Raw genomic sequence first — 25622 nt, forward strand, 5'->3', positions numbered from 1 at the left:
AGGGGAAGATTTGAAGGCGTTTTTTGTGGTTGTGGTGCCAGGTGAAGAGGCCGATGAGTAGCGTTAAAAAGCCACCTAATAAGCCTACCCCGTAGGCCTCATTGAAAACGCCTGCTATCGCATGAGAAATATCGTCCCAGCCCATCCCGAATAAAAAGAACATGAAGCCGGTAAAGAGAGGTATCAGGAGTACAACCATAAAGGTACCGCTGAAAGACAAGCCTAATATGACCTGCCACGAAAAGATCTGCGGCCATCCAAGCCCGAAGTCCATGAAAACATCATTTAATTCCCCTATGTGAGGACCATGTGCAGGCATGCTCGTCGGCAACGGCAAAGGCGCCAGGTAAGTGATCCTCCCACTAGGGAACGGCTCGACATCGCCTGCCTTTCGGGATTGCTCAGGGTGCGGGCGAGGCACGGGGTTATCAGTCTTGGTGGGCATGATCAGCCAGCTCCAGCAGATGGGTTTCAACCAGCAACATAGGAGGACGCTCGCTGATAGGTTGAGCAGGCAGCGCCGGGAAATGGCCCTCATTTCGGGGGGTGACGTGAAGAACGCGATTGCGAGATATCCACTCGCCGTTGGCGTTTAGGGTCTGTAGGCAAACCGTCAACTCCAGTGTTTCGGATGCGGGGGTAAATTCGGCATCAATATCCACTGGATATTGCAGACAGAGCACCAACCGATCGGGTCCTGTTTCTACTATGCGCAAGCTGTTCGCCACCTCGTCGCTAATGACGTCCTTGCGTTCTCGCGGTGTGCCACGACTGTGAAGCGGAAGAGAAATGCGGTGAGCTCCGATTCCTAAGCGTCGGGTTGGTTGACCGGCTAATGGCGGTTGAAAATCATCGAGTTTAAGCCCAGGTAGCACCAGATGAATGTCCTTGGGTTTGGCCTTTAACAGCAGATTTTTTAGCCACGAATCATGCTCGTTTGGACCCAGTTGGGCATACGGTGCATACAGCAAATACGTCAGATAATTTTTATATTCATCCAGCGTATGGTCGCCACGTTCATCGGCGTCCAAGCTCCATGGTGTGGTTTTAAGCCATTTGTCGTGGGCGTTGATGTTGTAGCGGTTGTAAAGCCAAGCGCCGCCCAGTTCCAGTATGGTGAACAACGCTCCAGCCAAATTGAACCGGAAGAACACCGTCGACAGACGTGTCCCCGCAGCGGCCCACGCAGCTATACGTGTTTCAGTGTTCCGCGCAGTCAAAACTTTGATCCCCGCGTGGACGGTATTGCTTAGGCCATAGGCATTAACGGTTGTCATGCCGCCCGCGCCCAGTCCGGCAAGGGCCGCACTCCTCTGTGACGAGCTATTTCCGCTGCGTGTTGCCTGCTGCCAATTCTGGATGTGGTTATTCGAGCTGAGTAACGATGCAATAAACCCAAAAAAATAGGTAAAACCACCCAGTCCAACATGCATTTTCCCCATCTGCACATGAACACTTTGCAAAGCGTGGCGCTGAAGTCCCGCAACCAGTTCCGTGCTCCGCGCCTTCAAAGCGGTATCAGCCAGGCTCTGTGCTGCTGTAAACCCTGCCGCTCCGGTAGCCACGGCTGCGTTAAAAACAGGAGCCCAAATTCGTTTGTTTTTGGATTGCTTCTTGAGCTCGTTTATAACCCCTACCAAATTCACCCCCTGCACCAAAAACACCAACAACCCCATCCCTTCACTCTTAATCAAACTCCCATTCGGCACTCCCTCCACCCCAAACCGAATATTCTTCAGCAAACTCCGTACCTCCATCTGCTGCGCCGGCGGAAACACCAGCGTCACCCCCGCCCGAGCCGGCGTCGCGCCATACAACCGCATCGACTGATCCGGCAATTCCGCAATCGGGCTCAGCGCCCCGGCCAGTCGGCCCTCCAGTTGCGTCAACTCCGCACGCACCCGCACGATCTCACCCTGCAACTCCACCGCCCGTGGTGTCCTGTGCCCCTGGCGGTTTTTGTTGTGGGTGATCTGGTTGCGCTCCCGGGTCAAGGTCTTGAGGTAGTCGCGCTCGCGGAGTATTTCCTTGAGGTTGGTTTGCAGCGCCGTGTGTTCCGCCGGGGTGGCGACGGTGAAGGTGACGCCGGTGGTTTTCGCCGCATCAAGCAGGCGCATGTGCAGCGCTTTGGGCAGGCGCCGGAACAGTTCGTCGAGGTCGGGGATTTTTTCTGCCGTCAGGTCGAAGCCTTCCAGCGCCCGGCTCAGGCCCAGGTTCAGCGCCGGGCTGAGGCTGTGCTGGGCCGCGTCAGCGACGGCGCGGGTGTGTTCGGGCAAGTCGTCGAGGGCCGGCAGGTGCGGTTGCTCGATTTTCTTCAGTTCGGCCAGCCAGTGCGGCAGGTTGTTGAACACGCCCATGCCGGCGTTGAGCAACGTGGTGTACTGCGCGGCCTGCTCAGGCTGAAGGCGCAGCGGCAAGGTGTAGAACAGTGGCCGGGTCAGTTCCGGGTGTTTTTCCAGGTAGCCGAGCATTTCCTGGCTCGCGTGATCGCTGCGGCAGATGTCTTTGACGCAGGCGTATTCGGCGCTGAAGGCCTGACCCAGTTGCGTCGGTTCGTGCCCGTCGTAGTACCACGCCGAGCGGTGGTAGCGTCCGGCACACAACAGTTGCGTGCGGTCGGCGGTGATGCGTTCGAGCAAGCCGTTCCACCGGCCAAGGTCGGCGCGGTACTGAAGCAGTTCGTTGTCCATGGCCTCACGGTCGATGAAATCGTTGACCCCGCGTTTGCCGCTGAGTACCGGGCCGTCGAGCAGGTCGCGGATGCGTCGATTGTTGTCCTTGCCGAGGCTGACCAGGGTCTGCAAATGACGTTCGACGAAGTCGGCGGGGGCGACCGCGAAATGCTCACGGGTGTAGTAACGAAGGTCCGCTTCATCACTGGCGCGGCGGTAGGCCGTGGCATCCGGCGCGAGGCCGTCGAAGCGGTTCATTTCATAGGCCTTGTCCACGGCCTCCCGACGCATTTGCGTCAGTTCGGGCGACACCGGGGCGTCCGGCGGCACGACGTTGCCGCCCCGGTTCAGGTAGTCGAGCAAGGCTTTTCGGGTCTGTTCCCCGTCCGGTTCGGGCAACTGCTCCAGATCGCTGAATAGGGCCTGGGTCCGAGGGTCGTCGCTGACCTCTGCCAGTTTTTCAACATCCGCCGGGCTGAGCTGGCTCAAGGATTCGATGTAGCACGCCAGCAAGTAATTGCGTTCGTTGTGCTCGGCATTGCTCCAGGCATCGACCCAGCCGACCACGGTGTCTTGATAATCGGCCAGATCACGCAGCACGCCGAGGTCGTCCTGCACCACCAGGAACAACGTGTCGTCCTGATACGCCGCGCGCACCCGCCCGAGAAACTCGCCGATGTGAGCTTCGCGAAAGCGTCGCGGGGTTTCCCACAGATACGGTTCGCGCTCATGTTCGGGAACGTCGCTGACCTGCACCGTGGACAACAAAACGGCGTCCGGCGGCGAGCCCTTTTCATGCTCGGCACGGTCCTTTTCCGCTTGGGCCTGCTGGGCCGGGACCGTCGCAATCTCCGCCAGCCACTGCTTGGTTTGCCCAACCGTCAGTAAATGCTCGCCGCCGGTTTCACAGTTCACCGGGCCGAGGTCAACAGCTTGCATAAAGTGCTCGCGCTCCTCGCGGCTGTCAGTCACTTGCGCGCATTTGGCGGCGGTCCACTGCACTTCGGCGAAGCACACATGCAAGGTGCTGCGCCGTGAAAAGATCAGCGCCGGGCGTTCTTCGATGGCCGTGCGTTGATCACCATCGACCTTGGCGCCCTTGTGCAGCAAGGCGCTGACCACACCGTTGAGCACGCGGTATTCGTGCAAGTGACCGGTGACGCTGTCGATCACATACAGCCAGCCGTCACGCAGCATGCGAATGCCCAGCGGTCGGGTTTGCAGGGCATAGGGCAATTTCAGTTTGGCGCTGGGGTCAACGATCTTCTCCACCAGGCCATAACGCACAGGCAGAAGCTGCACGTGGGTTTGCCGCAAAGGGCAGGCGCCGGGGGAGCCGAAGGCGGTTTTGGAGGCCGCTGCGGCGGCGAGGTTCGCAGGATGGGTCATGGCTGCGACCCTTCGAGCTCAAGCAGATTAACGGCGCTGAACATTCCCTTAGCCCTATGCCTTGATCAAGGCATGGGACTTTGCGTGGATCAAGAGAGGGGCGCAGTCAGGCGATTCGATATTTGATGTAGGACGCGTCCGTTAAGTCGGATCGTTGTCGAAAGCGCTGACCCCGCGAGTAGAACGCTGTAGGAAGCAAAGCGGTGTACGTTTCCTTACCACCGCCAAGTCGCCCGGCGCCTGGCTGTGAATACCCGACCAAAACCATCCGGCTTTCTTGATCGCCATCAAGCGGGTTTCAACCCTTAGCTTCCTATCATGGTCGGGCCAAGCAACGAGGAAGCGACCATGTCAGAGACCTTCACAAAAGGCATGGCCAGGAATATCTATTTCGGGGGAAGCATCTTCTTCTTCCTGATATTCCTGGCCTTGACCTACCACACGGAACAAACCTTTCCCAAGCGCAGCAATGAAGCGCAATTAACTGAATCAGTGATTCGCGGCAAAACGGTCTGGGAGCAAAACAACTGCATCGGCTGCCACACCTTGCTGGGCGAGGGCGCCTACTTTGCGCCTGAGCTGGGCAACGTGTTCCAGCGCCGGGGTGGAGAGGACGGCTTCAAACCCTTCCTGCATGCCTGGATGAAAATGCAGCCGTTGGGCGTACCGGGCCGCCGAGCGATGCCTCAGTTCAAGTTGACGGACCAGGAGGTGGATGACATCGCCGAGTTCCTCAAATGGAGCTCGAAAATCAACACCAATGGCTGGCCGCCAAACAAGGAGGGCTGAGAGATGAGCATGGCTAATCCGCATCTGAAATTCGCCTCGCAAGCCGTGGCCAAACCGTACTTCGTGTTCGCCCTGATGCTGTTTCTCGGTCAGGTGTTGTTCGGTTTGATCATGGGCCTGCAATACGTAATCGGGGATTTTCTGTTCCCGATCATTCCCTTCAACGTGGCGCGAATGGTCCACACCAACCTGCTGATCGTCTGGTTGCTGTTCGGCTTCATGGGCGCTGCCTACTACCTGATCCCGGAAGAGGCCGATCGTGAACTGCACAGTCCCAAACTGGCGATCATCCTGTTCTGGGTCTTCGCCGCTGCGGGTGTGGCGACCATCCTCGGTTACTTGCTGGTGCCGTATGCCGGCCTGGCGAGGCTGACCCACAACGAGTTACTGCCGACCATGGGCCGGGAGTTTCTGGAGCAACCGACCATCACCAAAATGGGCATTGTGCTGGTGTGCCTGGGCTTTCTGTACAACATCGGCATGACCCTGCTCAAAGGTCGCAAGACCACCGTCAGCATGGTCATGATGACCGGGCTGATCGGGTTGGCGGTGTTCTTCCTGTTCTCCTTCTACAACCCCAGCAACCTGGCCCGCGACAAGTTCTATTGGTGGTGGGTGGTGCATCTTTGGGTGGAAGGCGTGTGGGAGCTGATCATGGGGGCAATGCTGGCCTTCGTGCTGATCAAGATCACCGGCGTAGACCGGGAAGTCGTGGAGAAATGGCTCTATGTGATTATCGCCATGGCGCTGATTACCGGGATCATCGGCACGGGTCACCACTTCTTCTGGATTGGCGCACCCGAGGTCTGGTTGTGGGTTGGTTCAATCTTCTCCGCGATGGAGCCGTTGCCCTTCCTGGCGATGGTGATATTCGCCTTCACCACCGTGAAGAACCGGCGTCGACAACACCCGAACCGCGCCGCGACGTTGTGGGCCAAGGGCACCACGGTAACGGCTTTCTTCGGTGCGGGCGTCTGGGGTTTTCTGCACACCCTGGCCCCGGTCAACTTCTACACCCACGGTTCGCAACTGACGGCGGCTCACGGTCACCTGGCCTTCTATGGGGCCTACGCGATGATCGTCATGACGTTGATCAGCTACGCCATGCCGCGCTTGCGCGGGCTGGGTGAAGCCGGCGACGAACGCTCGCAGACCCTGGAGATCTGGGGCTTCTGGATGATGACCTTGTCGATGGTGATGATCACGCTGTTCTTGACCGCTGCCGGTGTCGTGCAGGTCTACCTGCAACGCTGGCAGCCCGACGGAATCGCGTTGCCGTTCATGGCCACGGTCGAACATTTGCAGGTGCTGTTCTGGGCGCGTCTGGCGGCCGGGGTCGGTTTCCTCGCGGGGCTGCTCTGCTATTTGTTCAGCTTCAAGCAGCGGGGGCGCGCAGCCTTGCGTGCTCCGGCGGCGGTGGTGCCTTCATGAGTCGGGATAACCGTTAGAAAAGGTCGGCCCGGCTGATACAGCGGGCCGTTTTTTTGCTTTCCAAGCAGGGCAAACAACATGGCCTTTACCGTCGAACTGGAAGAGTGGGTAGGCAGTGTCTGGCATCGCTTCATCACCCGGCGCGCCAGCCCGGATTTCCCCGAAGCACGGGTTGAACTGATCAGCCAGCAACGCCCGCTGGCGCTGTTGTTCCGCGCCATGGGCGGCGCCAGTGGCATGGGCGTGGAAGCGGCCAGCGACCGCGCGCTGTTGCTGCGGCGCAACGTACTGCAGCAGATCGCCGGCACTTGCAAACAAGTGCCCTTGGCCTGGTGTGACGAGAACACCCTGCGGCTGCCGTCGAGCCTGGCGGTATTCCCTGAAGTTGCGCTGAATGAGGAACTCTATCGCTGGCTCGCGTTGCTGGCGGCGCAAGCCGGTCCGATGCGCCATTGGGGCCGGGACAACCAGCGCTGGACCCAGCGGCTGTTGCGGCGCTATCCAGCGTTGCTTCCACGCTACCAGCGCCTGGTCGACGCCCACCTGCAGTTGCGCCCGGACCCGGCCTCGTTGAGCCGTAGCGAAGCGGCACTGGAGCGCGCCTTATGCCAGGCGTTGCGCGAGCCGGGCAGTGTCGAGGCGTTTCCGCGCAGCGAACGGGCGGCGTGGCCGTTGCCGTTGTGGTTGTACCCGCCGCAACATCTGGCTAGCCCGCTGGCGGCCGATCTGGGGGATGAATCCGAAGAGTCATTGGCGACGCCGCCCGGCGAGCAGAAAGGCGGACGCAAACGTGCCAAACGCATCGATGACAGCCCCCGTGACGGCGGCTTGCTGGTGGTGCGCCTGGAGAACCTGTTCAGTTGGACCGAGCACGTGGACCTGGATCGCTGGTCGGATGACCGCGAAGACCCGGACGCCGCCAGGGTCGCCGACGACCTGGACGAATTGACCCTGTCGCGCACCCGGCTGCGCAAGGGCGGTGGCTTGAAGCTGCACCTGGATTTGCCACCGGCGGATGTCGACGATATTCCCTTGGGCGAGGGCATCAAGTTGCCGGAGTGGGACTATCGCAAACAGCAAATGCAGGACGCCTTCGTCAATCTGCAAATGCTGGTGCCCCGGGACTGTGAAGCGCAGCCGCTGCCGCCACGGCTGAAAGTGTCGGCGCAGCGTCTGCGGCGCCAATTCGAGCACTTGCGCAATGACCGGCAGTGGTTGCGCCAGCAAACCCAGGGCTCGGAACTGGACCTGCAGGCCTGGCTGGATTTTCACGTTGAACGCGAGCATGGCCAGTGTGCCGAGCGCGGTCTGTTCATGGAGCAACGCCAGACTCGCCGCGACCTGGCCTGCCTGTTGCTGGCCGATGTGTCGATGTCCACCGACGCGCACCTGAACGATGAGCATCGAGTGATTGATGTCATCCGCGACACGCTGTTGCTGTTTGGCGAAACCCTGTCGGGGTTGGGGGATGATTTCGCCCTGTACGGGTTTTCCTCGCTGCGCCGCCAGCAAGTGCGGATGCAGGAACTCAAGTCCTTCAGCCAGCGTTATGACGACAACACGCGGGGGCGTATCCAAGGGCTGAAACCGGGGTATTACACGCGCATGGGCGCCGCGATTCGCCAGGCCACGCAACTGCTGAGCCACAGCAAGCGGCGCAGCAAACTGTTGTTGCTGCTGACCGATGGCAAACCGAATGATCTGGATTTATACGAGGGCCGCTACGGTGTTGAAGACACCCGCGAGGCGGTGCTGGAGGCCCGGCGTCAAGGACTGACGCCGTTCTGCATCACCATTGACCGCGAGGCCGGGGATTATCTGCCGTACATGTTCGGCGCCAATGGCTACACCTTGATCCGTCAGCCCGAGCAACTACCGCTGCGTTTGCCGCAGCTGTATCGCCAACTGACTCAGCCTTGAGCCAAGCGGCATCAACTGATGCCGCGCGGCAAACCGAAAAACATCGCGATGCAAAAAATCGTCAGGCCGATGCAGAACCACCGGAACCGGCGCAGCCGGCGTGCCTGGGCCCGTTCCGCCATCGCCGGCAGGGGCATGCCGCATTGCAGGCATTCGGCTTGTTTGGAGGGGTTGGGTTTTTGGCAATACAGGCAGACGGGCAGGGTGTTCACTCGAATTGCTCCAGGCGCAGACGATCCAGAATGGCGATCTGGCGACCGTCCTGCGTGATGATTTTTTCATCGATCAGGCGGCGAATGATCCGTGAAAAGGTTTCCGGCTGGATCGACAGATGCCCGGCGATCAGTTGCTTGGCCATCGGCAGCTCGAATTGGCTGTCGACCGGTTGCAAGCGCACCAGTTGCGTCAGCAGGTAACGCACGACCCGGTGGGTGGCGTTTTTCAGGGACAAGGTTTCGATTTCATTGACCCGTTGGTGCAAGCGCACGCAGAGCTTGCCGAGCAACGCGAAGGTCAGCCGGCTGTTGCTTTGAAGCAAACGCATGTAAGTGCTGTTGGATAAGCGGTAGAGCTGAGTGGGGCAGACCGCCTCGGCCGAGGCCACGTAGTTGGGAGTGTCCATCAACATCATTGCCTCGGCGAAGGTTTGCCGATCGCCGATGACTTCAAACACTTTCTCCTGCCCATCGGGTGTCAGCCGGTAGATTTTCACCGCCCCGGCAATCACGAAATAGAACGAATCGGCCGGCTCGCCCTGACGAAACAGCGGCTCGCCTTTGTCGATGCTCAGCAAGTGGCTGGTGCTCATCAATTCATCCAGCTGTTCTTCGTTTAACGGTTCGAACAAATGATGACTGCGCAAAATCTGGTGGTGGACGCGATGAAGCACCATGGCAATTGATCCTGAAGGTTGAGAAAGGGCTGGCGATTGAGTCAGACCAGGCCCAGGGAAAGGCTGCTGGCCAGGGCCAGGACTGAGGTCAACACCACAAGCCAGGCCAGTGGCTGAATGACTTTTTTCATGACGACTCCAGGTACGCGAACGGGGTTGAGGGTTGCTAAAGCATGGGAAGGCTTGAGCAAGACGCGGGCCATGCCTGGAAGCCCTTGCCGGCGGGGCTGTGTTAGTTGAAAGGGTAAAAAAGACCCTGCTGTTTAGGGTTTTAATGACCCTATAAGGGTCATTTGTACCCTGATCGGATCTGCGTTGTGCTCGCCGGCGCCAGCCCTGGCGCTGATGGGCCCCGGGGCACGGCCCTTGCACTCTTGATCTGCGACAACGGCGTTTGAACGCCAATACCCGATGATCGGCCCCGGATCTACCTCGACGCTTGCGGGTGAGTGTCAGGTCTGCAACACGTTAGAGGAGTCGCGTTATGCAAGTGCTTGAGCGCCGTAAAGCGATGGCGATCCCGCCGCTGTTACGGCTGGCCTTCCGGCCATTTTTCCTCGCGGGCTGCCTGTTGGCGGTGTTGGTCATACCGCTCTGGCTGGCCGCTTTCAGCGGTTTGCTTGGCCACTGGACACCGGCCGGCGGCTGGCTGGGCTGGCATCGGCATGAACTGCTGTTCGGGTTCGGGCTGGCGATCATCGCGGGTTTTCTGCTGACCGCCGTGCAGACCTGGAGCGGTCGCCCCGGCCTTAGCGGCAAGCCGTTGGCCGCCCTGGCGCTGCTGTGGTTGTGCACGCGAGTGGCATGGCTGATCAACGTGCCGTGGCCGCTGCTCGCGGTGCTGGAATTGGCGTTCCCGCTGGCGGTGGCGTTGGTCATGGGCTTCACCTTGTGGAAGGTGCGGCAGAAACGTAACTACCCGATTGTGGCGGTGTTGCTGCTGTTGGCGGTGGCCGACGGGTTGTCCCTTTATGGCGTGGTCGAAGGTCATGAAGGCTGGCAGCGCCAAGGCGTACTGACCGGCATCTGGCTGGTGGCGGCAATGATGGGCTTGATCGGCGGGCGGGTCATTCCGTTCTTTACCCAGCGCGGCCTCGGCCGGGTCGAAGCCGTTGCGCCGTGGCCGTGGCTGGATTGGCTGCTGTTGCTCGGCTCGCCGCTGGTGGCGCTGCTGTATGCCGCAGGCCCGGCGCTTTCCCCGAATATCGGCGTGGGCCTGTTGTTTGCGCTGTTGGCGGCGGGGCATCTGATACGCCTGGTTCGCTGGCATGACCGGGCACTCTGGCATGTGCCGTTACTGTGGTCGTTGCACCTGGCGTATGGCTGGTTGGCGGTGGCGTGCCTGGGCATGGCGCTGTGGCATTTCGGCGTGCCGATCAACCCGAGCCTGGCGGTACATTGCCTGACGATCGGTGCGATGGGCGGCCTGGTGTTGGCGATGATCGCACGGGTCAGCCTGGGTCATACCGGCCGCCCCCTGGAACCGCCGTCGGGCATGACCCTGGCGTTTATTTTGCTCAATCTGGCGTGCCTCAGTCGGGTCGTGTTGATCCTGTTCTTGCCCCTGATGGCGTTGTGGCTGGCCGGTCTGTGCTGGGCGCTGGCATTTGCGTTGTACGCCTGGCGTTACGGGCCGATGCTGCTGCGAACTCGGGTTGACGGTCATCCGGGTTGAGCCGGCGAATGGAAGGAGGTGGTCAGTGCTGTATCCCTTTTTGCTGGTGACACACTTGCTCGCGGCGATCGCCTTCATCGGCACGCTGTTTTTCGAAGTGGTGATCTGGCATCACGCCCGCCAGCAGTTGCTGGATGCGCCCCAGTCGACAGCGGATCAGGCGATTGCCGTGCGTTCGCGCAAGGTGCTGCATGGCGTGGTGTTGCTGTTGTATGGCGCCGGCATCAGCTTGGCGTGGCAATACCGGGGCGCCTTGAGTCAGCCGCTGGCCAGCAGTTTTGGCACCTTGCTGAGCCTGAAGATCCTGTTGGCCCTGAGCATCATTGGCCATTATTTGCTGTTGGCGTATTGGCTGAAAAGCGCACGCCTGACCACCGCCCGGGCGAGCTGGATTCGCCGCAGCATCCTCGGGCACATGGTGTTGATCGTGATCCTCGCCAAGGCCATGTTCTATTGGCATGGCTGAGCAGCAAAAGGCCTACAGACAAAACCCGCGACAACCGGTGGGCTGGCGCGGGTTCGGTGTCAGCGGCAATCGATCAGTGACGAGGGTTCAGGGCATTAACGAACAGCACATTGTTCTCCAGATGAATGTGCTGCATCAGGTCATCGCGAAACTCCAGCAGCCCGCGATACAAGGCGCGCCAGGTGTTACAGGCGTCCGCTGGCGGGGTGATGTTGTTGGTCAGTGCCAGCAGTGCCTCCAACGCTTGGCCATGTTGATCATGTTCGAAACGCAGCACCTGGATCGGCGGCGCAGCCTGGGGGCCGATGCCCTGTTGCAGCATCGGGAAGAGCACTTGTTCTTCCTTGAGCATGTGGCCTTCGAGTTCTTGTTGAATGTCGGTCAGCAGGTCGGCCAAGCCATTGGGGCAACTGTTGCGTGCGCCGTGGACGTGCTCGACCCGGCGGGCCAGGCGAATCAGTTCCGGCAGTTGCTCGCGGTGGCGGGCGTGGTAGCGCGCCAGGAGGTGGGCGATCAACAGTTCCGACGGTTCGCTGCGCCAGTCGTGCTGGGTTTCGCCGGCGTCTTGCAGATTGTGCAGGGCATCGGCAATCAGCATCGGGTCGAGGTCTTTGGCCACGGCCGCTTCGCGCAGGCTTTTGTGCCCGCCGCAACAGAAGTCCAGTTTGAAGGTGTGAAAAATCCGGGTGGCGCCGGGAATGTCGCAGGCCAGTTGGCCGAGACTTTGTTCCACTAGGGTTTGGCTCATCGGGGTTCCTTGTTGGGATTTTCAACGGTTCCCCAGGCCTATTGCATCCGGCATGCCATATTTAACTGACTGATAAATATGGATTAATTTTTAGTTGTGGTGATAGCCACCCTGAGGCTTTAGGGTGAATCGAACCATAAAGGGTGATTACTACCATGCTGCGAGAAAGCCTGGCAGCCGACCTGATTGTCGAGTTGCCCAATGCCGTGCGGTTGCAACGACTGGTGCAGACCCTGCGCGAATATTTCAACAGCGGCGCCGTGGGATTGCTGCGTCTGGATGAAGACAGCCTCAGGCCTGTGGCGACGGTGGGGTTGGTCCATGAAGCGTTGGGCCGCCGGTTTGTCATCGCTCAGCATCCGCGACTGGCCGCGATCATGGCGTCACGGGAGCCGACCTGGTTCGAGCCTGACAGCCGCCTGCCGGACCCCTATGACGGCTTGCTCGACAACCATGTCGGCGAACCGCTGCCAGTGCATGACTGCATGGGTGTGAGCCTGTACGTGGAGGGCCGGATCTGGGGCGCCATCACCCTCGATGCGTTGCATGCCGGCACCTTCGACAGCCGGGCGCGGGAGGAGCTCAAGCGTTGCACCTTGCAGATCGAAGCCGCCGTGCGCGTCACCCGGCTCGAACAGGAAAACCGCAGCCTGCGCTTGTCCCGCAGCGATCTTCAAGACGTGCGCACGCCCGCCGACGAAGGCGAAATCCTCGGCCAGAGCGAGGTGTTGCACCAGTTGCTCAATGAACTGGATGTGCTGGCCGATTCCGATCTGCCGGTGTTGTTGCTGGGCGAGACCGGCGTGGGCAAAGAGTTGTTTGCCCGACGCCTGCATCGTTTGTCGCGGCGCAGCCACAAGCCGCTGATACAGGTCAACTGCGCGGCGCTGCCGGAATCGCTGGCCGAGAGTGAGTTGTTCGGGCATGTCAAAGGTGCGTTTTCCGGCGCCACCAGCGACCGCGCCGGACGTTTCGATGCGGCCAACGGTGGCACACTGTTTCTCGATGAAGTCGGTGAGTTGCCGTTAAGCGTTCAGGCGAAGCTGCTGCGCACCTTGCAGAACGGCGAGATCCAGCGGCTGGGGGCGGACAAACCGTTGCATGTGGACGTGCGGATCATCGCCGCGACCAACCGGCACCTGCCCGACAGCATCCGCGACGGCCTGTTTCGGGCTGACCTGTATCACCGGCTCTCGGTGTACCCGGTGCCGATTCCGCCCCTGCGCGAGCGCGGCAACGATGTGTTGATGCTCGCCGGGCATTTCCTGGAACTCAATCGGGCGCGGCTCGGCCTGCGGGGTTTGCGTTTGTCGCCCGCCGCCGAGCGGGCCTTGCTGGCGTACACCTGGCCGGGCAATGTGCGCGAACTGGAGCATGTGATCAGCCGCGCCGCGTTGAAGCAACTCAGTCGCGGCACCAGTCGCGCGCTGATCATGACGCTGGAGCCGCAAGTCCTCGATCTCGACAGCGCAATGGGTGCGTCGGGCAGTCTCGTCGAGCGGCCGCCAGAGGTGACGTCTGATGCGCCGTTCCAGGCCTTGGGCGACGCGGTTGATGACTGTCAGCGGCAAAAAATTCTCCAGGCCCTGAGGCTTTCCGGGGAGAACTGGGCCAGCGCCGCGCGACTGCTGGAAGTCGATCCCAGCAATCTGCACAAACTGGCCCGGCGTCTTCGTCTCAAGTAGGCCGCAGCGGTGCGGCATGTTGATGGTGATCAAGGTGGCTTGGCTCAGTGGCTCGCACACTGGGCCAAACCCTCCGGAGATCACCGTCATGCCACTTTCCCTGGCCCAGATGCGCCGCAACTACACCCTTAATGGCTTGCAGGATGAAGCGGCGCTGGACGATCCCCTGGCCATGTTCCGCCAGTGGATGCAGCAGGCACGGGACACCGAGTGCGCGCCGGTCGAGGCCAACAGCATGATGCTGTCGACGGTCGACAGTGAAGGGCGCCCCCACTGCCGGGTCCTGCTGCTCAAGGGCTTGAGCGACGAGGGTTTTACCTTTTTCGGCAATTACCAGAGCGACAAGGGCCTGCAACTGGCCGCCAACCCGAATGCCGCCATGACCTTCTTCTGGCCGGGGCTGGAGCGTCAGGTGCGGATTGAAGGCCAGGTGTCCAGGCTCGATCCGCAGCTTTCGGATGAGTACTTCGATTCACGCTCGGTGGCCAGTCGCCTGGGCGCCTGGGCGTCACCGCAGAGCCGGCCGCTGGCCAGTCGGGCGACACTTGATTCGCTGCTGGCCGACACCATCAAACGTTTCGTCGGCCAGACCGTGCCGAGACCGGAACACTGGGGCGGCTACTGCCTGCGGCCCGAGCGTCTGGAGTTCTGGCAGGGGCGCGCCGACCGCCTGCATGACCGCCTCGATTACCGTTTGCAGAACGGCGAATGGTGTCGCTCGCGCCTGGCGCCTTGAGCCTCAAGCCGCCCTGTGGAGGTACCTCGTTGGAGGAATAGGCCAGGCCACGATTCCGGTTCAGGCTTGGCCAAATCCTCATCGACGGGAAGGCTTGGATATGGCCCATTTGGCGCAACGCACCTTTGTTCCCCTGAACATTGCCGTGCTGACCATCAGTGATACACGCACCTTTGACACCGACACCTCGGGGCAGACCCTGACCGATTTGCTGCAAACCGCCGGGCATGTGTTGATCGACCGGGGGCTGGTCAAGGACGACATTTATCAGATCCGCGCCACCGTTTCCCGGTGGATCGCCGACCCCATGGTGCAAGTGGTACTGATGACCGGTGGCACCGGTTTCACCGCCCGGGATAACACGCCGCAAGCGGTCCTGCCGTTACTCGACAAACATGTTGAAGGTTTCGGCGAACTGTTCCGGCAGGTGTCCCTGGCGGAAATCGGCATGTCCAGTTTGCAGTCCCGGGCCCTGGCCGGGATGAGCAACGGCGTGCTGGTGTGTTGCGTCCCGGGTTCGCCGGGTGCCTGCCGAACTGCCTGGAACATGATCCTGCTGGAACAACTGGACAGTCGCACCGGCCCGTGCAATTTCGCCCCGCATTTGAAGCCGCAAGCGCAGCAGGGTATCGACGCCTGCGAGACACGCTCATGACTGCTCGGGTGTGCGACCTTGGCCACCTGATCCCGGTGGACGAGGCCATCCACCGTCTGCTGGATCAGGCACCGTCACCGCCGCTGGCGCAAATGATCGGCCTGGAGCAAGCGTTGGGCCGGGTGCTGGCGACGGACATCCATTCCCTGGTGAATCTGCCGGCCTGGGACAACAGCGCCATGGACGGTTACGCGCTGCGGGCGGCTGACCTGCCATCCCAGGGTGGTTACTTGCCGGTGGGTGGGCGAATAGCGGCGGGGGACCCGGCCGGCTCACCCTTGCTCGCGCAGCACGCAGTACAGATTTTTACCGGTGCGCCGCTGCCGGCGGGTGCCGATACGGTGGTGCCGCAAGAGCGCTGCCGGATCGAAGGCGAGCGAGTCTGGTTGCCGCCGGTCAACACCGGCGATCACGTGCGCCAGGAAGGTGAAGAGGTGCGCCGTGGGGATCTGTTGCTCAAGGCCGGCAAACGCCTGCGCGCCCAGGAACTGGGACTGCTGGCGGGTGCCGGCGTGGCGCGGGTTGCGGTGTATCGACCGTTGCAGGTCTGTTTGCTCAGCAGCGGCAATGAGCTGCGCGAACCGGGCGACGCCTTGGCACGCGGGCAGATTTACAACAGCAATCGCTATTGCCTGGCCGCGTTGTTGCGCGGCTGGGGCGTCGAGGTGCACGACTACGGCGTCATGGCAGATGAGTTGGCCGCCAGCCGCCACGCCTTGAGCCTGGCGTCGTCGGAGTGCGACTTGCTGCTGAGTTCCGGTGGCGTCTCGGTCGGCGAGGAAGACCATCTCAAACAGGCGATCGAGGAACTGGGCAGTCTGGATTTCTGGCGGCTGGCCATTCAACCGGGTAAACCCCTGGCCTTCGGCGACGTCGCCGGCAAACCCTGGATCGGCATGCCGGGCAATCCCTCGGCGGCGCTGATTACCGCGTTGGTGGTCGTGCGGCCGTTCCTGCTCCGGGCGCAGGGCGTCACTGATGTGATGCCGGTGCCATTGGCCGTGCCGGCCGGGTTCGACTGGTTGCAACGCAACAAACGCCGCCAGTACCTGCGGGCCCGATTGACCCCCGGCGCTGACGGCCAGTTGAGCGTGGAGCTGCACCCTCAGCAAAGCTCGGCGATGTTGACGGCCGCGTGCTGGGCCGATGGGCTGGCGGTGATCGAGTGCGAGCAGCAAGTGCTCAAGCACGACAACGTGATGTTCCTGTCCTTTGCCGACTTGATGCATTGAGTGCAATTGATTGCCGTCAAGGTCGTGCCTGCCGGTCTCGCTAGACTGGCAGCGCATTTTTCGATCCTGGCGAGGCGGGGCATCCCTGGCCTGCGAGGAGGGTCGAGACGCGTTTTCTCATGAGGATTACCCATGCAACTGGTCTGTCCGGCAGGGAATCTGCCTGCGCTTAAAGCGGCGGTGCGCCAAGGCGCGGATGCCGTCTATGTCGGTTTTCGCGATGACACCAACGCCCGGCATTTTGCGGGCCTGAACATGGACGACAAGCAGTTTGACGCTGCGGTCGCCCACATCCGCCAGCATCAACGCAAACTCTATGTCGCGGTCAACACCTACCCGCAACCCAAGGGCTGGGAACGCTGGCAACGGGCCGTGGATCGGGCCGCCGATTTCGGCGTGGATGCACTGATCGCCGCCGACCCCGGGGTGCTCAACTATGCCAGTCAACGCCATCCGCAATTGGCTTTGCACCTGTCGGTCCAGGGGTCGGCAACCCATGCTGCGGCGCTGGCGTTTTATGCTCAGCGCTACGGCATTCGCCGCGCCGTGTTGCCACGGGTGTTGTCGCTGGCGCAGGTGCGCCAGGTCGCCGCGAACAGCCCGGTGCCCATCGAAGTGTTTGGTTTTGGCAGCTTGTGCATCATGGCCGAAGGGCGTTGCCACTTGTCTTCCTACATCACCGGCGAGTCGCCGAACCTGTGCGGTGTCTGTTCGCCGGCGAAGGCGGTGCGCTGGAGCGAGGACGCCCAAGGCTTGAGCGCGCGACTCAGCGAAGTGCTGATCGACCGCTACACCCCGGACGAACCGGCCGGTTATCCGACCTTGTGCAAGGGCCGCTTCCTGGTGGACGGCAAACGCTTTCATGCGCTGGAGGAACCCACCAGCCTCGACACCCTCGACTTGCTCCCGGAATTGACCGCCATCGGCGTCGAAGCGGTCAAGATCGAAGGTCGTCAACGCAGCCCGGCCTATGTCGAGCAAGTCACCCGCGTCTGGCGGGCGGCGCTGGATGCCCATCGCGGTTCGCCGGGCAGTTTTCGGGTCAAGGAGGAATGGCGCCAGGTGCTGGCCGGCTTGTCCGAAGGCAGCCAGACCACCCTGGGTGCTTATCATCGATCATGGCAATGAGGGGCAGAACATGAAGCTCAGTCTTGGGCCGGTCCTGTTCTATTGGGACAAAGCGCAACTCAGTCACTTTTACGCCGAGATGTCGGCCTTGCCCCTGGATGTGATTTACCTGGGGGAAACCGTGTGTTCGAAACGCCGGTCTTTTTCACTGGATCAATGGCTGGGGCTGGGGCGCGAGTTGCAGAGCTGCAGCCAGGCCCAGTTGGTGATCTCCAGCCTGACCCTGATCGAAGCCGCGTCCGAACTCTCCAGCCTGCGCCGGCTCTGTGACAACGGCCAATTGCTGGTGGAAGCCAACGACATGGGCGCGGTGCAGTTTCTGGCCGAGCGCAAGTTGCCGTTCGTGGGCGGCCCGGCGCTCAACTTGTACAACGGGCATGCGCTGACGCAATTGCTGGACTGTGGAATGACCCGTTGGGTGCCGCCAGTGGAATGTTCGGCAGCGTTGATTGGCGATGTGATCGAGCAGGTCCGCGAACTCGGCCGCCCAGTACCGGAGGTGGAAATCTTCGCCTACGGGCATTTGCCGTTGGCCTATTCCGCCCGCTGCTTTACCGCCCGTGCGGAAAACCGGCCGAAGGATGACTGCCAGTTCTGCTGCATCAACTACCCGGATGGTCTGGCGCTGACCAGTCAGGAAGGGCAGCCGTTGTTCACCCTTAACGGCATCCAAACGATGTCGGCGGAAGTGACCAATCTGCTGGCCGATTATTCCGGGCTGGTGGCCTGCGGTGCCGATCTGCTGCGCCTGAGTCCGCGTGCGCAAGGTATGGCCGAGGTGATCGAGGCTTATCAACGGGTTCGTCTGGGCGAGACACCGCCGCTGTTTGTCGAAGGCTGCAACGGCTACTGGCATGGCCAGGCCGGCATGCTGCGCGTCGAGGAGGTTGGCCTGTGTTGAACCGGAAAAAGTGGCTGTTGAAAGGGGCCGACCGCTTGCTGCCGCTGGTGCGCCGCGTGCCCTTTGCCGTGCAGCGCCTGGCGCTGCAACAAGCGCTGAATCGCTGCCTCGCCGAGCCGTTGCGCGACGGTGAATTCGAAGTGCTGCGGGGGCGTTGGCTGTGCCTGCGCATTCCGGATCTGGGATTGTCCTGGTACCTGACCCTGGGCCGCGAAGGCTTGCAAATTGCCAGGCAGGCGCGCGCTCATGTGACCATCAGTGGCAATTGGCGAGAGTTTCTGCTGCTGGCCAGCCGTCAGGAAGATCCGGACACGCTGTTTTTTCGCCGGCGCCTGGTCATTGAGGGCGATACCGAACTGGGCCTGGCGCTGAAGAACCTGATCGACAGCCTTGACCCTGACGTCTTGCCAGTCTGGTTGTGGCGCAATCTGGAGCGGGCAGGGAAGGGGTTGGCCGCGCAGTAACCCCCCGTGAACACCCATTAACCTGTGGGAGCGGGCTTGCTCGCGAAGGCGGTGTATCAGTCGACATCAACATTGACTGTCACACCGCCTTCGCGAGCAAGCCCGCTCCCACATCAGGTTTTTTGTTGTGCTTCAGGCTGTCGTTTCTGGCCGGTTTTCGTACTGGCGGGCATCGCTGGCAATCAACTGCTTGATCCCCTCGAACAGCTCATCACTCTGCGCCTGCGTGCAGTCTTCACCGTAGCGTTTACGCAGCCCGTAATGGCTGAGAATCAGGTGCACATCGGCATGCAAGCCATGCTGTTTCAGGCAGTTTTCGACGCATTGCAGCGGGCAGCCGTCCAGCGCGAAGATCCGCCGTCCCGAGCGCGCCTTGTTGACCAGCGCGGTCACATGGCCGCCGACCCCGACAATGCAGGACATTTCCGCCACGCCGCTGCGATCCAGTCGCACGGCCAGGTTATTGGCCAGTTGGGCAACGTTGGAGCAGCCGGAGCAGGAGTAAACCAGAGGCAAGGTTGAAGGGGACATTGACGTTCTCCATGGTTGGGCTCCTCCAGTGTGCAAGGCCGGGGGTATTGCGCATTGATTGCAGTCAATTTTGCCTATTGGAAGTCGGCCAGGTCCTTTTCCGCGAGGATGTTGATATTGCGTCGCTCCATCTCGATCAGGCCGCACTCGACCAGGCGATGCAAAATCCGCGAAAAGGTTTCCGGTTGAATCCCCAGCTTCGACGCCACCAGGCGTTTGGACACCTGCAAGACAATCAGGCCGGTGACCGGGTTGCGTTCCTGGAACAGAAAATTGATCACCCGCCGGCTCGCGCTCGCCATGGTCAGGGTGTCGATATCCCGCAGGCGCAAGTGCAGATGAACGCTCATGCTCGCCAGGATCGCCAGGCAGACTTTCGGCTGGTCCTCCAGAGCGTTGCGGTAATGGTGGCCCTCGATACTGACCAGCACGCTGTCCTTGAGGGCGGTGCCGCTGACCGGGTAAGTCCGGGCCTGACTGAAGAGCAGGGCTTCGGCGAAGGTCTGGCCGGGCTGGATGATTTCCACCAGGTTTTCCTGGCCTTCGCCGGTGAGGCGGTACAGCTTGATCTGGCCGCTGACCAGCAGGAAAAAGCGCTTGGCCGGATCGCCCTGGTGCATCAGCGTGCTGTGGCACGGCAGGCGCTTGAGCATGGCCAGGCCACAGACTTCTTCGAAGACTTTCTCCGGCAATTGGCTGAACAGATGATGACGACGCAGCGTTAAAACGATGGAAGGGTGGGTCAGCATGGCGTACCTCCGCTGACGGTCATAGTAGAGAGCGCGGGGCGGTTGACCTATGCCTCTGCCGGCCTACCTCCAAGGAGGCATATCCCTCAGCCGGCACTGCGCAGATGCTCCATGGCCCACACCGCCGCTTCAACCCGCGAACGCAAACCCAGTTTGTGCAGCAGGTTCTTGACGTGAACCTTGACCGTTCCCTCGGTGATGCCCAGCTTGTGCCCGATAACCTTGTTGCTGAAGCCGCTGGCGATGGTTTTCAACACTTGGCGTTCGCGTTCGGTCAGCTCCACCACCGTTTGGCGCGGCGGTGAGCGCAACGCCTGGGCCATGACTTGCGTCAGGCCCGGGCTGATGACCAGCGCGCCATTCAGGGCATCGCGGATGTACTGGATCAGCAATTCGGGCTCCATGTCCTTGAGCAGATAACCGTCGGCATCCAGGCGCAAGGCATCGCGAATGTCGTCTTCGGCATCCGATACGGTAAACAGCAGCACTTTGCCGGTGTAATGCATGGCCCGTAATCGGCGCAGGGTTTCAATGCCATTCATCTGCGGCATGTTGTTGTCGAGCAAGACCAGGTCCGGCTGCAGCGGTTCGATCAGGCTGAGCGCTTCTTCGCCATGGTTGGCTTCGCCGACAATCAGGAAATCATCTTCGAGTTCGAGCATCTGGCGGATGCCGCGACGCATCATTGGATGATCGTCGACCAGCAGGATTTTATGTCGTGGGGACGGGTTCATGTGACGCTACCTTCTGTTTGCTGACCGAGAAACTCCGGGTGGAATTCCAGTTGGACGAGGGTGCCTTGCGGTTCCCTGGAAAAAATCTGTAGCTGGCCACGCAAGCTGCGAGCCCGCTCATCCATGATGTTCAGGCCGTGGTGTTCACGCTGATCGACGTTGCCGCTGAAGCCGCGCCCGTCGTCTTCGACCGAGAGCCTGACGGTTTCGCCGTCCTGGCGCAGTTCCAGCCAGGCGTTTTGCGCGTGGGCGTGGCGCAGGCAGTTGGAGAGTGCCTCGCGGGTGATCTGCAAAATATGGATTTGCTCGCTCGCCGAAAGCTGAAAGGCCAGGGCGTCGACGTGCAGGTGCACCTGGAATTCGCCGCGTCGGGAGAACTCCTCGGCGGTGTCCTTGAGTTCCTGCACCAGGCCCGCGTCGTGAATCTGCAAGCGGAAGGTCGTCAGCAATTCACGTAGCTGGCGGTAGGCATTGTTCAGCCCCTCGCGCAATTCGGCGGTCACGCCTTCCAGGGTTTCGACCGGCTCGCCACGGCGCATCAGGGTCTGCATGCGGCTGACTTGCAGCTTCATGTAGGACAGGGCCTGGGCCAGTGAATCGTGCAGCTCGCGGGCGATGATCGTGCGCTCTTCAAGTAGCAGCAGGCGATGATCCTGTTCCCGTTGGCGTTTGAGCGACAGCGAGGTGCCGATCAGGTTGGCCAAGGCCTGGATCAGTTGGGTTTCCCAGGCTTGCGCGGGATGCCCGTCGACAAAGTGGGCCTTGAGCTCACCCAGTTCATTGCCCTGGTTGCTGATGCTGAACGTTTGCGGGCTGGCCTTGTGGTGTTTCTGGCAAGTAGCGCAATCGCTGCTGGCGCAGACTTCCCGGCTGTTTGCGCCATGCAAGGCCAGCAACTGTTGGGCCGGTGCCTGCAATTGGCCTTGCAGGCACAGCGACAGGCGCAAGCCGGGCAGGCGTTGCTGGAAGCTCCGGATCAATTCATCCAGCCCCTCGGCATTGGCCAGCCGCGTGGCCAGGCTTCGACTGCTTTGATAGAGCAATTCCAGGGCCGCGTTGGCTTGTTGCAGGTTCAGGGTTTTTTGCTGGACCTGACTTTCAAGCGTGCGATGGGATTGTTCAATCGTCTCGGCCATGGCGTTGAAACTGGTGGCCAACTGGCCCAGTTCGTCCTGGGACTGATGGTTGACCCGCACCTGGAACTCACCGCGTCGAAAGCGCTGGGTGGCGGCGACCAACTCTTGCAGCGGCGTGACCACACCGTACTGCAACTCGTAGAGCCCCAGCAGCAGGACGATCATGGTGGTGAACAGGGCGAGGCCCTGAATCACCTGTTGCCAGCCTTGTTTCTGCTCGCTTTGGCGCTGCAACAGGCTGACGAACTGGTTCATTTGTTCAACGAACGGAAGGGCCATCGTCTGAAAAGTGGCCGCATCGCCACGTTCAAGTGCCGGGTGCAAATCCTCGTTCCAGCGTTGCTGGATTTGCCCATAGCTGATTTGCAGATCGGTGGTCGGGCCGTCTTCCAGCACCGCTTTGAGGGACTGGCTATTGAGACGGGTTTGCAGGCTGTCGGTGATGACGGCGATTTCTTCGGCGGGGGCGCCAGCGGCCAGTTTCCAGCTCAGGTGGTAAGTCTCCATGCGCACCGAACCGGCGGTGTTGATGGCGGCGGCATCGCCCTGGCTGAACCAGGCGATCAAACCGGCGCTCAACGAACTGGAGAGGGCGAGTATGGCGATGAGGATCACCGCCAGCCCGGCGCGAGCGGGCAGGGAGCTGCGCAACCAGCGCATCATCAGCGCTGATCCTGGGGAAAGACACGGAAACTGAGCATGGAGCGCCCCGGAATGCGGTTTTGCATCCAGTCCCGGGTGCGCTACCTCTAAAGAGTTGTCGACCGCTCCCTGTCAGCAATGGTGTCGCTGAAAAACCTTAAGAGGCTGATAAATAAAGGCTTTTCAGGTATCCATGAACTACCTCCTTAGAGGTAGACGGTGCAAGCATAGGCCCAAGCCCGCTTGGGCTTCGTTGACATGGATCAAGTTTTTGCGGGGTTGGCGTCCCTAGTCTGCAGCCATGGCTAACTGACTGGAGAACATTGTGACCCAACCCCGTGTACGACAAGGCTTGGTGCTGGGCATGAGCACGCTGGCCTTCACCGTGTGTTTTATGGTCTGGATGATGTTCGCCGTGCTCGGCGTGCCGATCAAGGAACTGCTCCAGCTCAACGAAACCCAATTTGGCCTGCTGGCCGCCACCCCGGTGCTGACCGGCTCGCTGGCGCGTTTGCCCCTGGGCCTGCTGACCGACCGCTTTGGCGGGCGCAGCGTGTTCTTCGTGCTGATGCTGGCCTGCGTCGCGCCGTTGTACCTGATCAGCCACGCCACTGCTTACTGGCAGTTTTTGGTCCTGGGCTTGTTCGTCGGCCTGGCCGGCGGCTCGTTTTCGGTGGGGATTGCCTACGTCGCCAAATGGTTCGACAAGGAGAACCAGGGTTTCGCGATGGGCATCTTCGGCGCCGGTAACGCGGGGGCGGCGGTGACCAAGTTCCTCGCCCCGGCCCTGATCGCCGCCGGTAGCTGGCAACTGGTGCCGAAAGTCTTTAGCGCCATCCTCTTTATCACCGCGTTGCTGTTCTGGTTTCTCAGTGCCGAAAACAAGGAGCACCGCAGTGCCACCGGCGCCAGTCTGCGCGAGCAATTGAGTTCCCTGAAAGACCCTGCGGTGTGGCGCTACTGCCAGTACTACTCGATCGTCTTCGGCGGCTATGTCGGCCTCGCGTTGTGGATGACCAAGTACTACGTGCAGGAATACGGTTTCAGCCTGCAAAGCGCCGCGTTGCTGGCGGCCTGCTTCTCCCTGCCCGGTGGCGTGCTGCGTGCCGTCGGCGGCTGGATGTCGGATCGCTGGGGCGCGCAAAGCGTGACCTGGTGGGTGTTGTGGGTCAGCTGGATCTGCCTGTTCCTGCTCTCGTACCCACAGACCCAACTGCAAGTGCAGTCCATCAACGGCCCGGTGAGTTTCCACATCGGCCTCAACCCTGCGTTGTTCACCGTGCTGCTGTTCGTCATGGGCATCGCCTTCGCGTTCGGCAAGGCCTCGGTCTTCAAATACATCGCCAATGACTACCCGCAAAACATGGGCGCGGTGTCCGGCATCGTCGGCCTCGCGGGCGGTCTGGGCGGCTTCGTGCTGCCGATCCTGTTCGGCGCCCTGGTGGACCTCACCGGCGTGCGCTCTTCCTGCTTCATGTTGATGTACGGCGTGGTCTGGGTCTCCCTCACCTGGATGTACTTCAGCGAAATACGCAAACGCCCGCTGCTGGGCAAACAGCCGCCAGCGACCTCGTCCCCGTTTTCCAGCATTGCCCAAGGAGAAGAACATGTCCGTTCTGCAAAAGCCTGACAAAGGCCCGGTCATCCACGACTGGCGCCCCGAGGACCCTGCGTTCTGGGGAAGTAGCGGCAAACAGACCGCCACCCGCAACCTGTGGATCTCCATTCCCGCACTGCTGTTGGCCTTTGCGGTGTGGATGGTCTGGAGCACGGTGATCGTGCGGTTGAACGCCATCGGCTTCAGCTTCACCACCGACCAGTTGTTCTGGCTGGCGGCGTTGCCGGGATTGTCCGGGGCGACCCTGCGCGTCTTCTATTCGTTCATGGTGCCGATCTTCGGTGGCCGGCGCTGGACCGCCGTGAGCACCGCGTCATTGTTATTGCCGTCGATCTGGATGGGCTTCGCGGTGCAAGACCCGAGCACCTCCTACAGCGTGTTCGTGCTGATCGCCTTGCTCTGCGGTTTTGGTGGCGGCAACTTCGCCTCGAGCATGTCCAACATCAGTTTCTTCTATCCCAAGTCCCAGCAGGGCACCGCCCTGGGCCTGAATGCCGGGCTGGGTAACCTGGGCGTTTCGGTGATGCAGTTCTGTGTGCCGCTGGTGATTACCTTCGGCGTGTTCGGCTTCATCGGCGGCAAGCCACAAGTGCTGGCCGACGGTGGTCAGTTGTGGCTGCAAAACGCCGGGTTCATCTGGGTGCCGTTCATTGTGCTGGTGACGGTGCTGGCGTGGTTCGGCATGAATGACTTGTCCAGCGCCCGCGCATCGTTCAGCGAGCAGGCGGTGATCTTCAAACGCAAGCACAACTGGCTGATGTGCTGGTTGTACCTGGCGACCTTCGGTTCGTTCATCGGCTTTTCCGCAGCGTTTCCGCTGCTGATCAAGACCTCCTTTCCGGACGTCATCGCCTTGAAATTCGCCTTCCTCGGCCCGTTGGTCGGTGCACTGGTGCGCCCATTGGGCGGCTGGCTGGCGGACAAACTCGGCGGCGCGAAAGTGACCTTATGGAACTTCGTACTGATGATCGTGATGGTCTTCGGTGTGCTGCACTTTTTGCCCCAGAACGGTTCGGGCGGCAACTTCTACGGCTTCCTCGGCATGTTCATGTTGCTGTTCATCACCACCGGCGTGGGCAACGGCTCCACCTTCCGCATGATCCCGGTGATCTTCCGCACCCTGCATGAAAAGGGTGCTGCCGGAAAACCACCCGCCGTGCGCGAACAGGCCCTCAAGGATGCCGGCAAGGAATCGGCCGCCGTCCTGGGCTTCAGTTCGGCCATGGGCGCCTTCGGTGCGTTCTTCATTCCCAAATCCTTCGGCACTTCGATGGCCCAGACCGGCGGCCCGGAGATGGCCTTCTACATGTTCGTCGGCTTTTACCTGAGCTGCATCGTGGTGACCTGGTGGTGGTACGCGCGCAAAGGCGCCGCGACACCCTGCTGAGTCGAGCCCGAATCCAACCATTGCGTGGGCGGGGCACAGAAC

General features: G+C 61.2%; 23 protein-coding genes. 14 read left to right on the forward strand and 9 right to left on the reverse strand.

The features are described from left to right. Together V5E99_RS03975 and V5E99_RS03980 are read right to left on the reverse strand one after the other, a co-directional pair. A partial coding sequence (locus V5E99_RS03975) for a hypothetical protein (RefSeq protein WP_499801106.1) occupies positions 1 to 445 on the reverse strand: 445 nt, incomplete at its 3' end. Beyond that, positions 429 to 4061 (reverse strand): toxin VasX, encoded by a 3633-nt coding sequence (locus V5E99_RS03980; protein WP_499801108.1) that lies wholly within the window; start codon positions 4059 to 4061, stop codon positions 429 to 431. The genes V5E99_RS03975 and V5E99_RS03980, both read right to left, overlap by 17 nt. 348 nt (positions 4062 to 4409) lie before the next feature. Between V5E99_RS03980 and V5E99_RS03985 the strand changes: the two genes are divergently transcribed. The 3 genes from V5E99_RS03985 (at position 4410) to V5E99_RS03995 (ending at position 8201) form a co-directional block, all read left to right on the forward strand. Continuing rightward, positions 4410 to 4850 (forward strand): c-type cytochrome, encoded by a 441-nt coding sequence (locus V5E99_RS03985; RefSeq protein WP_499801110.1) that lies wholly within the window; start codon positions 4410 to 4412, stop codon positions 4848 to 4850. Between the two features lie 3 nt (positions 4851 to 4853). Further along, positions 4854 to 6281 carry a cbb3-type cytochrome c oxidase subunit I gene (locus V5E99_RS03990; RefSeq protein ID WP_499801112.1) on the forward strand — a complete coding sequence of 476 codons (1428 nt, stop codon included), beginning with the start codon at positions 4854 to 4856 and terminating at the stop codon, positions 6279 to 6281. A 78-nt stretch (positions 6282 to 6359) separates the two neighbouring features. Then, positions 6360 to 8201, forward strand: a complete 1842-nt coding sequence (locus tag V5E99_RS03995; RefSeq protein ID WP_499801114.1) for a nitric oxide reductase activation protein NorD — start codon at positions 6360 to 6362, stop codon at positions 8199 to 8201. 11 nt (positions 8202 to 8212) lie between these two features. Here the strand turns inward: V5E99_RS03995 and V5E99_RS04000 are convergent, their stop codons facing one another. Both V5E99_RS04000 and V5E99_RS04005 read right to left on the reverse strand, forming a co-directional pair. Then, a complete protein-coding gene (locus V5E99_RS04000; RefSeq protein WP_499801116.1) occupies positions 8213 to 8413 on the reverse strand; it encodes a hypothetical protein in 201 nt (66 codons plus the stop codon). Continuing rightward, on the reverse strand, positions 8410 to 9093 hold the full coding sequence (locus V5E99_RS04005) for a Crp/Fnr family transcriptional regulator (protein WP_499801117.1): 684 nt from the start codon (positions 9091 to 9093) through the stop codon (positions 8410 to 8412). The genes V5E99_RS04000 and V5E99_RS04005 overlap by 4 nt, the downstream gene beginning before the upstream one ends. 484 nt (positions 9094 to 9577) lie before the next feature. Between V5E99_RS04005 and V5E99_RS04010 the strand changes: the two genes are divergently transcribed. Both V5E99_RS04010 and V5E99_RS04015 read left to right on the forward strand, forming a co-directional pair. Continuing rightward, on the forward strand, positions 9578 to 10768 hold the full coding sequence (locus V5E99_RS04010) for an NnrS family protein (protein WP_499801119.1): 1191 nt from the start codon (positions 9578 to 9580) through the stop codon (positions 10766 to 10768). 25 nt (positions 10769 to 10793) lie between these two features. Beyond that, positions 10794 to 11234 (forward strand): hypothetical protein, encoded by a 441-nt coding sequence (locus V5E99_RS04015; protein ID WP_499801121.1) that lies wholly within the window; start codon positions 10794 to 10796, stop codon positions 11232 to 11234. A gap of 73 nt (positions 11235 to 11307) precedes the next feature. On the opposite strand, the gene ytfE is transcribed toward V5E99_RS04015, so the two are convergent. Continuing rightward, complete coding sequence (gene ytfE, locus V5E99_RS04020; RefSeq protein WP_499801122.1) at positions 11308 to 11982, reverse strand: iron-sulfur cluster repair protein YtfE; 675 nt, start codon at positions 11980 to 11982, stop codon at positions 11308 to 11310. A 155-nt stretch (positions 11983 to 12137) separates the two neighbouring features. Between ytfE and norR the strand changes: the two genes are divergently transcribed. The 7 genes from norR (at position 12138) to ubiT (ending at position 18783) form a co-directional block, all read left to right on the forward strand. Beyond that, complete coding sequence (gene norR / locus V5E99_RS04025; protein ID WP_499801124.1) at positions 12138 to 13667, forward strand: nitric oxide reductase transcriptional regulator NorR; 1530 nt, start codon at positions 12138 to 12140, stop codon at positions 13665 to 13667. 88 nt (positions 13668 to 13755) lie between these two features. Then, entirely contained in the window at positions 13756 to 14403 is a 648-nt protein-coding gene (gene pdxH, locus V5E99_RS04030; RefSeq protein ID WP_499801126.1) for a pyridoxamine 5'-phosphate oxidase, read from the forward strand. Between the two features lie 100 nt (positions 14404 to 14503). Further along, positions 14504 to 15058, forward strand: a complete 555-nt coding sequence (moaB, locus tag V5E99_RS04035) for a molybdenum cofactor biosynthesis protein B (RefSeq protein ID WP_499801128.1) — start codon at positions 14504 to 14506, stop codon at positions 15056 to 15058. Further along, entirely contained in the window at positions 15055 to 16290 is a 1236-nt protein-coding gene (locus V5E99_RS04040; protein ID WP_499801130.1) for a molybdopterin molybdotransferase MoeA, read from the forward strand. The genes moaB and V5E99_RS04040 overlap by 4 nt, the downstream gene beginning before the upstream one ends. A gap of 132 nt (positions 16291 to 16422) precedes the next feature. Then, positions 16423 to 17418, forward strand: coding sequence for a ubiquinone anaerobic biosynthesis protein UbiU (ubiU, locus tag V5E99_RS04045; RefSeq protein ID WP_499801131.1), 996 nt, complete (start codon positions 16423 to 16425; stop codon positions 17416 to 17418). A gap of 10 nt (positions 17419 to 17428) precedes the next feature. Continuing rightward, positions 17429 to 18319 (forward strand): U32 family peptidase, encoded by an 891-nt coding sequence (locus tag V5E99_RS04050; RefSeq protein ID WP_499801133.1) that lies wholly within the window; start codon positions 17429 to 17431, stop codon positions 18317 to 18319. Beyond that, positions 18313 to 18783, forward strand: a complete 471-nt coding sequence (gene ubiT / locus V5E99_RS04055) for a ubiquinone anaerobic biosynthesis accessory factor UbiT (protein ID WP_499801135.1) — start codon at positions 18313 to 18315, stop codon at positions 18781 to 18783. Before V5E99_RS04050 ends, ubiT begins: the two co-directional genes overlap by 7 nt. Before the next feature lie 132 nt (positions 18784 to 18915). Here ubiT and V5E99_RS04060 read toward each other — a convergent pair whose 3' ends face one another. The 4 genes from V5E99_RS04060 to V5E99_RS04075 form a co-directional block, all read right to left on the reverse strand. Beyond that, the gene (locus V5E99_RS04060; protein WP_499801136.1) at positions 18916 to 19314 is read right to left on the reverse strand and encodes a putative zinc-binding protein; all 399 of its coding nucleotides are present in this window, start codon (positions 19312 to 19314) and stop codon (positions 18916 to 18918) included. Positions 19315 to 19388: 74 nt separating this feature from the next. Further along, positions 19389 to 20063, reverse strand: coding sequence for a Crp/Fnr family transcriptional regulator (locus V5E99_RS04065; RefSeq protein WP_499801137.1), 675 nt, complete (start codon positions 20061 to 20063; stop codon positions 19389 to 19391). A gap of 86 nt (positions 20064 to 20149) precedes the next feature. Continuing rightward, positions 20150 to 20797, reverse strand: a complete 648-nt coding sequence (narL, locus tag V5E99_RS04070; RefSeq protein WP_499801138.1) for a two-component system response regulator NarL — start codon at positions 20795 to 20797, stop codon at positions 20150 to 20152. Continuing rightward, a complete protein-coding gene (locus V5E99_RS04075; protein ID WP_499801139.1) occupies positions 20794 to 22596 on the reverse strand; it encodes a HAMP domain-containing protein in 1803 nt (600 codons plus the stop codon). The genes narL and V5E99_RS04075 overlap by 4 nt, the downstream gene beginning before the upstream one ends. A gap of 343 nt (positions 22597 to 22939) precedes the next feature. Here V5E99_RS04075 and V5E99_RS04080 point away from each other — a divergent pair, with 343 nt between their 5' ends. Together V5E99_RS04080 and V5E99_RS04085 are read left to right on the forward strand one after the other, a co-directional pair. After that, positions 22940 to 24205 carry an MFS transporter gene (locus V5E99_RS04080; protein WP_499801502.1) on the forward strand — a complete coding sequence of 422 codons (1266 nt, stop codon included), beginning with the start codon at positions 22940 to 22942 and terminating at the stop codon, positions 24203 to 24205. Beyond that, positions 24183 to 25580 (forward strand): NarK family nitrate/nitrite MFS transporter, encoded by a 1398-nt coding sequence (locus V5E99_RS04085; protein ID WP_499801140.1) that lies wholly within the window; start codon positions 24183 to 24185, stop codon positions 25578 to 25580. The genes V5E99_RS04080 and V5E99_RS04085 overlap by 23 nt, the downstream gene beginning before the upstream one ends. Positions 25581 to 25622: the final 42 nt, after the last annotated feature.

The sequence above is a fragment of the Janthinobacterium sp. LPB2021202312-11-4 genome (assembly GCF_037049705.1).
GTDB lineage: Bacteria > Pseudomonadota > Gammaproteobacteria > Pseudomonadales > Pseudomonadaceae > Aquipseudomonas.